Source organism: Streptomyces sp. NPDC050806 (genome assembly GCF_055586425.1).
This window is the reverse complement of sequence record NZ_JBVJIF010000007.1, coordinates 295,542-309,543: the sequence shown is the minus strand read 5'-3', so window position 1 is coordinate 309,543 and position 14,002 is coordinate 295,542. Positions and strand designations below refer to the sequence as shown.

At 72.5% G+C, this 14,002-nt stretch carries 11 protein-coding genes; 5 read left to right on the top strand and 6 right to left on the bottom strand.

What is annotated here, in order from left to right; all coding sequences use genetic code 11:
* Window positions 1-44 precede the first annotated feature (44 nt).
* Entirely contained in the window at window positions 45-899 is an 855-nt protein-coding gene (locus ACZ6WH_RS23425; RefSeq protein ID WP_361559564.1) for a bifunctional methylenetetrahydrofolate dehydrogenase/methenyltetrahydrofolate cyclohydrolase, read from the bottom strand.
* 372 nt (window positions 900-1,271) lie between these two features.
* On the opposite strand from ACZ6WH_RS23425, the gene ACZ6WH_RS23420 reads away from it, so the two are divergent.
* The gene (locus ACZ6WH_RS23420) at window positions 1,272-2,027 is read left to right on the top strand and encodes an RDD family protein (RefSeq protein WP_469730266.1); all 756 of its coding nucleotides are present in this window, start codon (window positions 1,272-1,274) and stop codon (window positions 2,025-2,027) included.
* 102 nt (window positions 2,028-2,129) lie between these two features.
* On the opposite strand, the gene purH is transcribed toward ACZ6WH_RS23420, so the two are convergent.
* The gene (gene purH, locus ACZ6WH_RS23415; protein ID WP_469730264.1) at window positions 2,130-3,695 is read right to left on the bottom strand and encodes a bifunctional phosphoribosylaminoimidazolecarboxamide formyltransferase/IMP cyclohydrolase; all 1,566 of its coding nucleotides are present in this window, start codon (window positions 3,693-3,695) and stop codon (window positions 2,130-2,132) included.
* On the bottom strand, window positions 3,692-4,351 hold the full coding sequence (purN, locus tag ACZ6WH_RS23410) for a phosphoribosylglycinamide formyltransferase (RefSeq protein ID WP_469730262.1): 660 nt from the start codon (window positions 4,349-4,351) through the stop codon (window positions 3,692-3,694). The genes purH and purN overlap by 4 nt, the downstream gene beginning before the upstream one ends.
* Before the next feature lie 275 nt (window positions 4,352-4,626).
* On the opposite strand from purN, the gene ACZ6WH_RS23405 reads away from it, so the two are divergent.
* A complete protein-coding gene (locus ACZ6WH_RS23405) occupies window positions 4,627-5,670 on the top strand; it encodes a hypothetical protein (RefSeq protein ID WP_469730260.1) in 1,044 nt (347 codons plus the stop codon).
* Window positions 5,671-5,745: 75 nt separating this feature from the next.
* On the opposite strand, the gene ACZ6WH_RS23400 is transcribed toward ACZ6WH_RS23405, so the two are convergent.
* Window positions 5,746-7,650 carry a cell division protein PerM gene (locus ACZ6WH_RS23400; protein ID WP_469730258.1) on the bottom strand — a complete coding sequence of 635 codons (1,905 nt, stop codon included), beginning with the start codon at window positions 7,648-7,650 and terminating at the stop codon, window positions 5,746-5,748.
* A 75-nt stretch (window positions 7,651-7,725) separates the two neighbouring features.
* Between ACZ6WH_RS23400 and ACZ6WH_RS23395 the strand changes: the two genes are divergently transcribed.
* Window positions 7,726-8,637 (top strand): RNA polymerase sigma factor, encoded by a 912-nt coding sequence (locus ACZ6WH_RS23395; protein WP_469730256.1) that lies wholly within the window; start codon window positions 7,726-7,728, stop codon window positions 8,635-8,637.
* A gap of 113 nt (window positions 8,638-8,750) precedes the next feature.
* Here ACZ6WH_RS23395 and sucD read toward each other — a convergent pair whose 3' ends face one another.
* Window positions 8,751-9,635, bottom strand: coding sequence for a succinate--CoA ligase subunit alpha (gene sucD, locus ACZ6WH_RS23390; protein ID WP_052863740.1), 885 nt, complete (start codon window positions 9,633-9,635; stop codon window positions 8,751-8,753).
* A 21-nt stretch (window positions 9,636-9,656) separates the two neighbouring features.
* A complete protein-coding gene (sucC, locus tag ACZ6WH_RS23385; RefSeq protein WP_399713920.1) occupies window positions 9,657-10,835 on the bottom strand; it encodes an ADP-forming succinate--CoA ligase subunit beta in 1,179 nt (392 codons plus the stop codon).
* Between the two features lie 707 nt (window positions 10,836-11,542).
* On the opposite strand from sucC, the gene ACZ6WH_RS23380 reads away from it, so the two are divergent.
* Both ACZ6WH_RS23380 and ACZ6WH_RS23375 read left to right on the top strand, forming a co-directional pair.
* Entirely contained in the window at window positions 11,543-13,438 is a 1,896-nt protein-coding gene (locus ACZ6WH_RS23380; protein ID WP_469730253.1) for a phage tail sheath family protein, read from the top strand.
* A 39-nt stretch (window positions 13,439-13,477) separates the two neighbouring features.
* Window positions 13,478-14,002, top strand: coding sequence for a phage tail protein (locus ACZ6WH_RS23375; RefSeq protein WP_030254205.1), 525 nt, complete (start codon window positions 13,478-13,480; stop codon window positions 14,000-14,002).

The window sequence follows — 14,002 nt, the reverse complement described above, 5'->3', positions numbered from 1 at the left end:
GCTCGCTGCCCCTTCTGTCGTCCGTACCTCGTCGGCCCCGCGGCTCAGGCGGCCGCGCGCTCGGCGGCCTCGACCACGTTGACCAGCAGCATGGCGCGGGTCATGGGGCCGACGCCACCGGGGTTGGGGGCGACAAAGCCGGCCACCTCGCGCACGCCCGGGTGCACATCCCCGACGATCTTGCCGTTCTCGTCCCGGCTGACGCCGACGTCCAGGACGGCCGCGCCCTCCTTGACGGACTCCGGCTTGATCAGGTGCGGCGAACCGGCCGCGGCCACGATGATGTCGGCTTCCTTGAGGTGCTTGGCCAGGTCCCGGGTGCCGGTGTGGCACTGGGTCACGGTGGCGTTCTCGGACTTGCGGGTGAGCAGCAGCGGCATCGAGCGGCCGATGGTCACGCCGCGGCCGACCACGACGACCTCGGCGCCCTTGATCTCGACGCCGTACTCGCGCAGCAGCCGCAGGATGCCGTTCGGGGTGCAGGGCAGCGGCGCCGCCTCGTTGAGCACCAGGCGGCCGAGGTTGGTGGGGTGCAGCCCGTCGGCGTCCTTGGCCGGATCGATCAGCTCCAGGACGCGGTTCTCGTTGATGCCCTTGGGCAGCGGCAGCTGGACGATGTAGCCGGTGCAGGCCGGGTCCTCGTTCAGCTCGCGGACGACCGCCTCGATCTCCTCCTGGGTCGCGGTGGCCGGCAGCTCACGCTGGATGGACGCGATGCCAATCTCGGCGCAGTCGCGGTGCTTGCCCGCGACGTACTTCTGGCTGCCGGGGTCCTCGCCGACCAGGACGGTACCCAGACCCGGCTGGACACCCTTCGCCTTCAGCGCCGCCACGCGGGCGGACAGGTCGGACTTGATCGCGGCGGCGGTGGCCTTGCCATCGAGAATCTGGGCGCTCATGACCCCCATCCTCCCGGATGACGGTGCCGGCGTACCAATCAGGGGCCGGTTCGAGGGTTGACGCGCGTAGAGCCGATGGGGTTGTCGCGAACGGACCACAGACCGGTCCGGTCTCGGTAACAGGAAGAGCACATATCGGGATCAGCCGACGACCAGTACCCCCCGTCGGCTGGACAAAGTCTTTATCCGGACTTCACGATGTTGCGACACGTACCGCGTTCGCAGGAGGGGCCGAATGCGACAGCGGTGCGTTCGGGGGAGAACACCAAGCACTCTTCACGGCTCACGCAGCAACGCGGCTGCGCGGGCGGTTCGGTGGCTTCCCGTCGTATTCGTCGGCCCGCCACAGTCCCCGCCCGAAGGAAGCCTTCCGTGAGTTACCCTCCGCCGCCCGCCGGCGACCCGAACAACCCCTACGGCCAGCAGCCTCCCCAGGGCCAGCCCGGCTACGGCTACCCCCAGCAGGCCCCCCAGGGCGTCCCGCCCCAGCAGGGCTACGGCTACCCGCAGCAGCAGCCCGGCGTGCCGCCGCAGCAGGGTTACGGCTACCCGCAGCAGCAGCCGCCGGCCGGCACCGTCCAGGCCAACAACGGCTACATCAACCTCGCCACCGGCCCCGTGCTGCTCGCCACGATGGGCCAGCGCTTCCTGGCCCGCCTGGTGGACGGCCTGATCGTCGGCGTGATCATGACGATCGCCATGGTCGCGGGCATGGGCAGCGTCGTCGGCATCGCCGGCAACGCCGCCGATGACTGCGGCAGCTACATGGACCCGGGCTACGACGCCTGCATGAACGAAGCGGCGGCGCAGGCCGGCAGCGGCATCGCCGTCATGTTCGGCATCCTGGGCATCTTCGCCCTCTTCATGCTGCTCTACGAGTGGCTGATGATCGGCATCAAGGGCGCCACCTTCGGCAAGATGGCGCTCGGCCTGCGGGTCGTCCGCGAGTCCACCGGCCAGGTGCCGGGCGTGGGCGCGGGCTTCATCCGCTACATCATCCCGATGGTCGGTGCCTTCCTCTGCTACATCGGTGCGGCGCTGGTCTACCTGTCGCCGTTCTTCGACGGCACCGGCAAGCTGCAGGGCTGGCACGACCGTGCCGCCGGCACCGTGGTGATCAAGAAGTAACCACCGGCCGTGCCGCCGCCGTCGCGGCGGCCGTCCACGCCGAAGGCCCCCGCTCGCGACTCGCGAGCGGGGGCCTTCGGCGTGTCCGTACCGGTGTCCGTATCAGTGGAAGAAGTGCCGCGTACCGGTGAAGTACATCGTCACGCCCGCCTTCTTGGCCGCCTCGACGACCTGCTCGTCGCGGACCGAACCGCCGGGCTGCGCGACGGCCTTGATGCCGGCCCCGGTCAGCACCTCAAGGCCGTCGGGGAAGGGGAAGAAGGCGTCGGAGGCGGCGAAGGAGCCGCGCGCCCGCTCCTCCCCCGCGCGCTCCACCGCGAGCTTCGCGGAGTCCACGCGGTTGACCTGGCCCATGCCCACGCCGACCGTCGCGCCGTCCTTGGCGAGCAGGATCGCGTTGGACTTCACCGCGCGCGAGGCACGCCAGGCGAACGCCAGCTCGGCCAGCTCCTCGGCGGACAGCGCCTCGCCGGTCGCCAGGGTCCAGTTGGCCGGGTCGTCGCCCTCGGCCTGGAGGACGTCCTTGACCTGGGCCAGGCCGCCGCCGTCGATCGGCTTGAACTCGGCCGGCGGCTGCGGGCCCTCGGGACAGCGCAGCACCCGGATGTTCTTCTTGCGGGACAGCACCTCGACCGCGCCGTCCTCGTAGTCCGGGGCCACGATGACCTCGGTGAAGATCTCCGCGACCTGCTCGGCCATGGCGACGGAGACCGGGCGGTTGACGGCGATGACGCCGCCGAACGCGGAGAGCGGGTCGCAGGCGTGCGCCTTGCGGTGCGCCTCGGCGACGTCGGCGCCGATCGCGATGCCGCAGGGGTTGGCGTGCTTGATGATCGCCACGCAGGGCTCGGAGTGGTCGTACGCGGCCCGGCGCGCGGCGTCGGTGTCCGTGTAGTTGTTGTACGACATCTCCTTGCCGTGCAGCTGCTCCGCCTCGGCCAGCCCGCCGCAGCCGCCCGTGTAGAGGGCGGCGGCCTGGTGCGGGTTCTCGCCGTAGCGCAGCACGTTCTTGCGCGCGTACGTGACGCCGAGGAAGCCGGGGAACTCGCCGCCGTCACCGGCGTAGTCGGCGGCGAACCAGGAGGCGACCGCCACGTCGTACTCGGCGGTGTGCCGGAACGCCTCGGCGGCCAGCCGCTTACGGGTGGCGAGGTCGAAGCCGCCCTCGGAGGCGGCGGTCAGCACGTCCTCGTAGCGGGCCGGGTTCACGACGACCGCCACCGAGGGGTGGTTCTTGGCGGCGGCGCGGACCATCGAGGGACCGCCGATGTCGATCTGCTCGACGCACTCGTCCGGGGTCGCGCCGGAGGCGACGGTCCCGGCGAACGGGTAGAGGTTCACGATCACCAGGTCGAACGGCTCGACGCCCAGGTCGGAGAGCTGCTTCTGGTGGTCCTCCAGGCGGAGGTCGGCGAGGATGCCGGCGTGCACCTTCGGGTGCAGCGTCTTCACGCGCCCGTCCAGGCACTCGGGGAAGCCGGTCAGCTCCTCGACCTTGGTGACGGGGACGCCGGCCCCGGCGATCTTCCCGGCGGTCGAACCGGTGGACACGAGCTGGACGCCCGCCGCGTGCAGCCCCTTCGCCAGCTCTTCCAGCCCGGTCTTGTCGTAGACGCTGACCAGCGCCCGGCGGATGGGCCGCTTGGTACCTTCGGCGGTCTCGGTCACGGGATAACTACCTTTCGTCCCTCAGTGCGGTAGCCGTTACGGGCCAGACGCCCCACGACATCGACGAGCAGCGAACGCTCGACTTCCTTGATCCGCTCGTGCAGCGCGGATTCGTCGTCCTCGTCCCGGACCTCGACCACACCCTGGGCGATGACCGGACCGGTGTCGACGCCGTCGTCGACGAAATGGACGGTGCAGCCGGTGACCTTCGCGCCGTACGCGAGCGCGTCGCGCACGCCGTGGGCACCGGGAAAGCTGGGCAGCAGGGCCGGGTGGGTGTTCACGGTCCGGCCGCCGAACCGGGCGAGGAACTCCTTGCCCAGGATCTTCATGAAGCCCGCCGAGACGACGAGGTCCGGCTCGTACGCGGCGGTCGCCTCGGCGAGCGCCAGGTCCCAGGCCGCGCGGTCGGCGTGGTCCTTGACCCGGCAGACGAAGACCGGCAGCCCGGCGCGCTTGGCGCGCTCCAGGCCGGCGATGCCGTCCCGGTCGGCGCCGACGGCGACAATCTCGGCTCCGTACGCCGCCGTGCCCTGCTCGGCGATGGCGTCCAGCAGCGCCTGGAGATTGGTGCCGGAACCGGACACCAGCGCGACGATCCGGGCCGGGCGGCCAGGACGGGCGGGCGCGGGGACGGTGAGTGGGGAGGAAGCCACGGCGGGTTCTTTCTCGGTCTCGCGTGCTTTGTGTGGTCGTACAAGGCCGTGGGTACCGGAAATCCGGGGAACCCTACGAAGGCGCCGACCGTCAGCAACGATACCGGCACACCGCGCGGCCCCCACGGGACGGGGGCGGACGCGGAAGGTAGCGTCGGGCGTGAGAGCGCATGTGATCTCTCGGCAGGTCCGGTGGATCACATGGGATTCGTGGTGACCCGCCGCCGGCCCGACGGCCCGGCGGACGGACGAGACAAGGGGAAGACGCACCTCAGATGACGGACCGACGCCGCCGGGCGGCCCTCCTTCTCCTCCCGATGCCCGCCACCGCACCGGGGGCGGTGCTGCTGCCGCGCGAGCACAGGCCGTCGTCCTCGTCGGAGGGGACACCGGGCACCCCGGACGCCGGATCCCCGGGCGCCGCGGAGGGACAGCAGGGCGCGGGCTCCGGCGGTACGGGCGGCAGCGGCGGCCCCGACGACCGGGAGGGCCGGGACCGCAAGGGCCGCGACCGTGAGGGCCGGGACCGCGGGGACCAGGACAATCCCTTCGCCGCGCCGCCCGCCGGGACGCCCGACCAGGAGTGGCGGCCCCGCCACACGCACTCCGGGCAGCACGGCGACGACTCCGCCGAGGGTTCCTCCGGCGAGCAGGGCTCCCGGCAGGGCTGGGGCAGCCAGTGGAGCAGCCGCCAGCCGGGGCGCCAGGGCGGCGGATTCGGCAGCCGGCCCGGGCGCGGCGGCCCGGAGGGGCCGGGCGGCACCGGCGGCCCCGGGCAGGGCGGGCTGCGCTGGGACCCGACGGACCCCGCCCAGCGGCGGGCGCGCTACGCACTGCTGTCGGGCATGTGGTCCTTCTTCTTCGCGCTCTTCAGCCTGCCGGAGATCGCCCTGCTGCTCGGCGCCCTGGCGCTGTACTGGGGCATCAGCTCGCTGCGCGCCAAGCCGCGCGCGGGCAAGCCGGGCGGCGGCCGGACGGGCGGGGCGAAGGCCACGGCCGCCGACTTCTCCGGCGGGGTGCCCGACGGCGCCCCGCACGGCACGGACACCACTCCGGCGGCGGGCCCGCCGCACGCGACCGCCGGGAACACCGCCACGCCCGCGACGTACGGCGGCGGCCGGCCGCAGACCACCGCGGCGCTGAGCGGGCTGGTCACGGCGTGCCTGGCGCTGGCCATCGTGGCCGCGAGCTTCACCCTCCAGCTCGTGTACAAGGACTACTTCACCTGCGTCAACGACGCCCTCACCCAGTCGGCGCGGCACTCCTGCGAGAAGCTGCTCCCCGAGCAGCTGCGGCCGATCCTGAGCGTCCAGGAGTAGCCGCTCCGCACGAGCTGGAGGGCCGGTCCGAAAGCTCGGATGCCTCCGGCGCCGGGTCGGCCGGCCCGCGCCGCCTCAGTCCATGCCCGGGCCGCCCACTCCGCCGGGCCACTCCGGCGCCGGGCCCGAGCCGGGTCGCGGCGCCTCGGTGGCGGGGCCGTCCGGGGTGGCACGGCCGTCCGGCCCCGCCGACGTCCCCGTGACCGGCGCGCCCAGCCCGCCCGAGACGCGGCGCAGTTCGGCCCAGCGGGTGCGGCGGGAGCCGGTCTCGTGCCAGGGGTGCGCGGCCGCCCCGGGCCCCGTGCCGGTACGCCGCCGGAGCCGTAGGCCCCGCAGCCGTACCTTCCGCTCCCGGCCGGCCCGCCCCGCCGGTGCGCCGCCCCGCCGGGACCCGCGTGCCGTGCCGGACCTGCGGGCCTTGCGCTCCGCGCGGGCCACGGCGCGTTCCTGGGCGGCGGCGCGGGACTCCGCCGCCGCCTTCTCCCGGCGCCGCGCGCGGGCCTCCCTGCGCTGCCCGCGCCCCGACCGGTACTCCCTGAACTGCGCCAGCGGCGACCGGCCGAGCCCGCGCCAGAGGTACCACTCGCGCAGCAGCAGCGCGCCCGGTACGGCGACAGCCGCTGTCCAGCCGGCCGCCGCCGTGCCCGTGAGCCACCAGCTCGGGCCGACGTGCCGGAGCGCGGCCGTGCCGAGCGCACCGCCCGCCACGCCCGACAGGACGGCGGCGCCCACCCCGCACCACAGGGCGGCCAGCGCGGCGACCGTCGCGGTGGCGCGGCGGTTCCAGCGCAGCAGCCGGGCCACCGCGGCGCGTGCCCGGCGCTGCCCGGCGGGTTCGTCCCCGCTGTGCCGCGCCGACTCCCGTACCCCGGCGACCGCGGCGCGCGCCGGCCGGGCCGCGTACCGGGCGGCGACCGCCCCCGCCACGACGGGCCCCGCCGCCACCGCCCAGGTCAGCGGCGACCCGGCGCCCTCCTGCGGCACCGCGCCCAGCAGCGGGAAGGGCGGCAGCCCCGCCGGGAGAGCCGTGGCGCCGAGCGGGCCCACGGCGCTGCCGCCGCCGAGCGTGAAGCCGGGACCCAGCGCGTACGCGGCGGCCCAGACGGCCGCGTTGGGCAGCAGCAGAAGGCAGACCAGCACGACCGTGCAACGCCCCGGCCAGTCCTGGGCGATCCGGAGGAGGCCGTGGCGTACGTCGCCCGCGTGCCACACCAGTCCGGCCAGGACGAGCAGCGCGCCCGTGGCGAGCAGTACCGCTCCGGCGGCGCACGCGGCCCGCAGCGCGGCGGCCCGCCGGGGCCGGGCGAGTGCCGCGCGCACGCCGGGCGGCAGCGCGGACCGGATCCGGCGGAGCCGGCCGGACGGCGGCAGCACCGTGTGGAGCCCGACCGTGCGCGCCGCCACCAGCGCGACCGTGCCCGCCGCGGTGAGCGGCACGAAGAACAGCGCGCTGAAGGGCTCGACGCGCAACGGTCCGGTCGCGGCGTAGGCCACGGTGACCGCGGCGACGAGCAGGTAGCCGCCGAGGAAGCGGCCGAGCACGGCGCCGGGAGCCGCCGCGCGGAGGGGCACCGCACGCGGGCCCGTGCCGCGCCCGGCCTGCCGGGGCACCGTCCCGTCGGCCGCGCCCGCGAGGGCGTGCTGCGCGCACCGGTAGAGCAGCCACACCGGCACGGCGACGAGAAGGAGCGGCGTCACGCCCACCGGTACGGCGACGGCGCCCGGTCCCGCGGTGCGTTCGAGGTTCGCGCCGTGTGCGAACAGCCAGAGGTCGGCGGCGACGTGCAGCGCGCCGGCGGGGCCGCCGGCCGGGGCCGGCGCGGCGATCCACAGGAGGAGGACGGAGACGGTGCAGACGCCGAGGCCCAGCCCGGCGGTGACCATTCCTACGAGGAAGGCGCCCACGGGGGTGGTGACGCGCGGCGCCGCGGCGCCGCCGGACGTGGCGGCCGTCGGGTCGCTGTCGGTCAGCTGGCTCACGCCGCCATGCTCCCAACTACACCCGTTTCCACCACGCAGCGGGCGAATGCCGGACGTGTCGCCCAATATACGTTTATGGGATTTACAACCCGTAAGGCGCAGGAGTCACGGAAGGTCAGAAAGAGCCGGCAGCCCCCGAAATCCAGGAAGGCGCCCCGGCCCCGGAAAGCCTCACGGACCAAGAGCGCCGGTCCGCCGCCGGAGAGCGCGCACGGCGACGCGCAGCCCGTTGCGCCGTCGCCGGTCGCGGCCTTCGACGCGCTGTACGACCGGCACGCGCCGACCCTCGCCCGCCAGGCCTTCCTCCTCACCGGCCGGACGCGGCTCTCGGGCGAGGCGGTCGAGCGCGCTTTCCAGCTGGCCTGGCAGCGCTGGCCGGAGGTGGCCAGGGACCTGGACCCGGCCGGGTGGGTGCGGGCCGCGACCCACGAGTACGCGCTCTCCCCCTGGCACCGGTTCCGCCCGAGCAGCTTCCGCTCCCCCGCGCGGGCGCTGGAGAGCGGGCGGCCCGATCCGCTGCTGACCGCCCTGCTGCGGCTGCCGGCGCCGTACCGCCGCGCCCTGCTGCTGCACGACGCGGTCGGCCTGGAGCTGCCCGAGACCGCGGCCGAGGTCGAGGCGAGCACGCCGGCGGCGGCCGGCCGGCTGACCCACGCCCGCGAGGAGCTCGCCGGGCGGCTGCCGGAGCTGGGCCTGGAGGGCGCGTCACCGGCCCGGCAGCGGGCGATCCTGTGCGAGCGGCTGGCCCGGCTGGCGGCGGCGCATCCGGTGCGGACGCCGGCGGCCCGTGCCGTACGGACGGGCGGCGAGCGCAGCACCCGGCGGATGACGCGGAGCGCGATCGGGCTGACCGGGCTGATCGTCGCCCTCACCGCCACCGCGCTGTGGACCGGGGGCGGCGAACGGTACGTCCCCCCGCCGGGGCCGCCCGGTGTTCCCGCGGCCGGCGACCCGCAGGCCGAGCACGACCCGCAGCAGCGCCCGTAGGCGGGGCGCGGCCGCAAACGACGCGGACCCGTACACCCCCCAAGGGAGTACGGGTCCGCGGAGAAAGCTACGCGCGCTTCACGTCAGGGACGCAGCGCCGCGCCGCGCCGGATTCAGCCGGCGAGCAGCTCGCGGGCGAGCTTGGCGGTCTCGGTCGGGGTCTTGCCGACCTTGACACCGGCGGCCTCCAGGGCCTCCTTCTTCGCCTGGGCGGTGCCGGAGGAGCCGGAGACGATGGCGCCGGCGTGGCCCATGGTCTTGCCCTCGGGCGCGGTGAAGCCCGCGACGTAGCCGACGACCGGCTTGGTGACGTTGGCCTTGATGAAGTCGGCCGCACGCTCCTCGGCGTCGCCGCCGATCTCACCGATCATGACGATCAGGTCGGTGTCGGGGTCCGCCTCGAACGCCTCCAGGGCGTCGATGTGGGTGGTGCCGATGACCGGGTCGCCACCGATGCCGACGGCCGAGGAGAAGCCGATGTCACGCAGCTCGTACATCATCTGGTACGTCAGCGTGCCGGACTTCGAGACCAGGCCGATGCGGCCCGGCTTCGTGATGTCGCCCGGGATGATGCCGGCGTTGGACTGACCGGGGGTGATCAGGCCGGGGCAGTTCGGGCCGATGATGCGGGTCTTGTTGCCCTTGGCCTTCGCGTACGCCCAGAAGGCGGCGGAGTCGTGCACCGCGATGCCCTCGGTGATCACGACGGCCAGCGGGATCTCGGCGTCGATGGCCTCGACCACGGCGGCCTTCGAGAAGGCCGGCGGCACGAAGAGGACGGACACGTTGGCGCCGGTCTTCTCCATGGCCTCGGCGACCGTGCCGAAGACGGGGATCTCGGTGCCGTCGATGTCGACGTTGGTGCCGGCCTTGCGCGGGTTCACACCGCCGACGATGTTGGTGCCGTCACCCAGCATGAGCTTGGTGTGCTTCATGCCCGTGGCACCGGTCATGCCCTGGACGATGACCTTGCTGTCCTTGTTGAGGAAGATAGCCATTGTTCTGGAGTCCCTCTTCCCTTACTTCGCAGCCGCGAGCTCGGCGGCCTTGTCGGCCGCGCCGTCCATGGTGTCCACGCGCTGCACGAGCGGGTGGTTCGCGTCCGACAGGATCTTGCGACCCAGCTCCGCGTTGTTGCCGTCCAGGCGGACGACCAGCGGCTTGTTGACGTCCTCGCCCTTGGACTTCAGGAGCTCCAGGGCCTGGACGATGCCGTTGGCGACCTCGTCGCAGGCGGTGATGCCGCCGAAGACGTTGACGAACACGGACTTGACGTCCGGGTCGCCGAGGATGATCTCCAGGCCGTTCGCCATGACCTCGGCGGAGGCGCCGCCACCGATGTCGAGGAAGTTGGCGGGCTTGACGTTGCCGTGGTTCTCACCGGCGTACGCGACGACGTCCAGGGTGCTCATGACGAGACCCGCGCCGTTGCCGATGATGCCGACCTCGCCGTCGAGCTTGACGTAGTTCAGCCCCTTGGCCTTGGCGGCAGCCTCGAGCGGGTTGGCTGCGTCCTTGTCCTCGAGGGCCTCGTGCTCCGGCTGGCGGAACTCGGCGTTGGCGTCCAGGGACACCTTGCCGTCGAGGGCGATGACGTCACCGGAGGCGACCTTGGCCAGCGGGTTGACCTCGACGAGGAGCGCGTCCTCGGCGACGAAGGTCTTCCACAGGGTGACCATGACGTCGGCGACCTGGTCGGCGACCTCGGCGGGGAACTTCGCCGCGGCGACGATCTCCTGGGCCTTCTCCTTGGTGACACCCTCGTTGGAGTCGACCGGGATCTTGGCGAGCTTCTCGGGGGTGGTCGCCGCGACCTCCTCGATGTCCATGCCGCCCGCGACGGAGGCCATGGCCAGGAAGGTGCGGTTGGTGCGGTCGAGGAGGTACGAGACGTAGTACTCCTCGGCGATCTCCGGAGCGGTCTCCGCGATCATCACCTTGTGGACCGTGTGGCCCTTGATGTCCATCCCGAGGATGTCCGTCGCGCGGGCGACGGCCTCGTCGGGGGTCGCGGCGAGCTTCACGCCGCCGGCCTTGCCGCGGCCGCCGACCTTCACCTGCGCCTTGACGACAGACTTGCCGCCCAGCCGCTCGGTCGCCTCGCGGGCCGCCTCAGGCGTGTCAATGACTTCACCGGCCAGCACCGGTACACCGTGCTTGGCGAAGAGGTCCCTCGCCTGGTACTCGAACAGGTCCACGCGCGTCCGTCCCTTTGCTTCTCAATTAGCCCACGAACGTGGTGATCGTGGATTCGTTGTCTGCGCGGGCGTGCCGCGAAGGCAGGGTGACAACGCAGTCACAGCAAGGGCGTACATCGTCAGCCGGTACGCGGCATGTCCGTCTCGCAGGTTATCCCCGTGGCGCACGCCCTTCTAAATCGCAGATCACACTGCGGCGGTGATTACTGTCACAGATCACGCGGACGGAGGCGCGCGTCACAGCCCCCGTCCGAGTGTGGCCGGATCTCGACGGTGCCTCGCACGGGGTCCTCACACGGAGTACACCCGTCCGCCGCGTGTCCTCCGCCGGACGCGCGCCGGGGCGTCCGGTTTGCGCCCGGGCGAGCGGCTCACGGTGGTACGGCCCGCACACCCGTCGCAGCCGCTCGCCCACCGCGTCGACACGACCCACACAACTCCTGCGCAAAAGCCGACCGGAAAGGATCCTTGACCCTCCAACTGTCAGCCCTGGAGACTGCGTTGAGCACTTACGCATCAGGAGTCACAGGTTTGCCGTTGCCCACGGCTGCCTGGTCCCGGCCGGCCGACCCCGGTGGGACAGACGGGGGAGAACTGATGAGTAGGCGTGGCCGCGTAGGGGCGCGGTGGCGTCGCTTGCCCGCCTCCTCCCCCTTCCGCCCTCTTGGTGCCCTCTTACTCGGTGCCTGACAGGGATTGGAGGGGGAATGCCGACAAACGCGACCTATCCCGGCGTCTACGTCGAAGAGCTTCCCAGCAGCGTCCGCAGCATCACCACCGTCACCACCTCGGTGACCGCCTTTGTGGGACACACTCGCCGGGGCCCGCTCAACCACCCGGTGCGCGTCACCAGCTTCGCCGACTTCGAGCGCCGCTTCGGCGGCCTGACCTCGAAGAGTCCGCTGAGCTACGCCGTGCACCAGTTCTTCGGCAACGGCGGCACCGTCGCGGTCATCGTCCGGACCGTGAAGGCCGGCACCGGCGAAGAGGCCTGCGTCACTCTGGAGTCCACCGAGGGCCACAGCGAGTGCCCGGTGCTGGAGGTGCACGCCAAGGAGCCCGGTATCTGGGGCGACGGCCTGCGCATCGCCGTCGACCACGACACGCCCGCCCGTCACCCGACCACCACCCCTGCACGAGGCGCTTCGCGCCACCCCTCTCATGGGGAGACGTTCAACCTCCAGGTCCTCGACGCCAAGGGCACCGCCCGCGAGTCCTACGGCAACCTGTCCATGGACCCCGAGAGCGGCCGGTACGCCGAGACCGTGATCAACGCGGGGTCGCAGCTGATCCGCGTCAAGGTCCTCGACGAGGGGCGCCCCGACCCCTCCGGCACGGTCTCGAAGCCGTTCGCCCACGAGCTGCCCGACCTGAACGTCGACCTCACCGTCAAGATCGGCGAGGTCGAGCGCGAGTTCACGCTCTACGACTCGGACCAGGACGGCGAGGCCCCCTGCACGGTCACGGAGCTCGCCCTCCTCCTGGAGCGCAAGCTGCGCGCGCTGCCCGACGCGCCGGGCAAGCACGCCTACGCCGGCGCGCAGGTCACCGCATTCGGCCGCCGCCTCCAGGTGGTCGCCGGGTCCGCCGACCCCGAGGACGTGGTGCGGTTCGTCGGTGAGTGCGCCAACGACCTGGGCCTGGAGGCCTCGGTCAACCCGCCGGTCTTCCCGCTCTCCGGCGGCGTCGACGGCGACGTGCCGGGTCCGCGCGACATCATCGGCAGCGAGGCCCGCAAGACCGGCCTGCAGGCGCTGCGCGACGTCGACGACGTGAACCTGCTCTCGCTGCCGGAGCTGTCCGGCTACGAGAACACCGAGGACATGGTCACCGTCCTCTCGGCCGCCGAGCGGCTCTGCCAGGAGCGGCGCATCTTCCACCTCGTCGACGCGCCCTCGACCTGGGTCTCCGTGGACTCCGCGCGGGCCGGCATCGGTGCCTTCGAGTCCGTCCGGGGCAACCACTCCGGGCTGTACTTCCCGCACCTCCAGCTCACCGACCCGCTCACCGGCCGGCTCCGCACCTTCCCGCCGTCCGGCGCCATCGCGGGTGTGATCGCCCGTACGGACAGCGAGCGCGGCGTGTGGAAGGCGCCGGCGGGCACCGAGGCGCGCCTCGCGGGCGTGCACTCCCTCTCGGTCAAGCTCACCGACCGGGAGAACGGCCTGCTGAACCCGCTGGGCATCAACTCCCTGCGGACCTTCCCCATGGTCGGCCCGGTGGTCTGGGGCGCGCGCACCCTCCAGGGCGCCGACGCGCTGGACAGCGAGTGGAAGTACGTACCGGTCCGCCGGCTCGCGCTGCACGTCGAGGAGTCCCTGCTGCGCGGCCTGCAGTGGGTGGTCTTCGAGCCCAACAACGAGCAGCTCTGGCAGCAGATCCGGCTCAACGCCTCGTCGTACCTGCACGGCCTGTTCCAGCAGGGCGCCTTCAAGGGCGGCACGCCGCGCGAGGCGTACTTCGTCAAGTGCGACAAGGACACCACGACCGCCGAGGACATCGACAACGGCATCGTCAACGTCGTCGTCGGCATCGCGCCGGTCAAGCCCGCGGAGTTCGTGATCGTCAAGATCCAGCAGATGGCCGGGCAGTTCGAGCTCTGACCATGAGGAAGCAAGGAACGAAGGAACCGAAGGAATCCGATGGCTGAGTTCACAATCAACGCCCATCGCTTCGACCCGTACAAGAACTTCAAGTTCCTGGTCCTGTGGGACGGTCGTACGGTCGCGGGCATCAGCAAGATCTCCCCGCTCAAGCGCACCACCGAGGTGGTCAAGCACCGCCACGGCGGCGACCCCAGCTCGCCGCGGAAGTCGCCGGGCCGCTCGGAGTTCGAGGGCATCACCCTGGAGCGCGGGGTGACCCACGACCCCGAGTTCGACCGCTGGGCCAACAAGGTCTGGCAGGTCGGCGCGGGCCTGGGCTCGGAGGTGTCGCTCGCGGACTTCCGCAAGGACATCGTCATCCAGGTCCTGAACGAGGCCGGCCAGGTCGCCGTCTCGCACAAGATCTACCGGGCCTGGCCGAGCGAGTACCAGGTGCTCGGCGAGATGGACGCCAACGCCAACGCGGTGGCGATCCAGAGCCTGAAGCTGGAGTGCGAGGGCTGGGAGCGGGACTACGAGGTCGAGGAGCCGCAGGAGCCCTCGTTCACGCACCCGGCCTGA

What these genes read in the sequence shown, in the direction of transcription:
- ACZ6WH_RS23425 (WP_361559564.1), bottom strand. Translation starts at nt 899, where the DNA reads ATGAGCGCCCAGATTCTCGATGGCAAGGCCACCGCCGCCGCGATCAAG.
- ACZ6WH_RS23380 (WP_469730253.1), top strand. Translation starts at nt 11,543, where the DNA reads ATGCCGACAAACGCGACCTATCCCGGCGTCTACGTCGAAGAGCTTCCC.
- sucD (WP_052863740.1), bottom strand. Translation starts at nt 9,635, where the DNA reads ATGGCTATCTTCCTCAACAAGGACAGCAAGGTCATCGTCCAGGGCATG.
- ACZ6WH_RS23395 (WP_469730256.1), top strand. Translation starts at nt 7,726, where the DNA reads ATGGGATTTACAACCCGTAAGGCGCAGGAGTCACGGAAGGTCAGAAAG.
- ACZ6WH_RS23375 (WP_030254205.1), top strand. Translation starts at nt 13,478, where the DNA reads ATGGCTGAGTTCACAATCAACGCCCATCGCTTCGACCCGTACAAGAAC.
- ACZ6WH_RS23405 (WP_469730260.1), top strand. Translation starts at nt 4,627, where the DNA reads ATGACGGACCGACGCCGCCGGGCGGCCCTCCTTCTCCTCCCGATGCCC.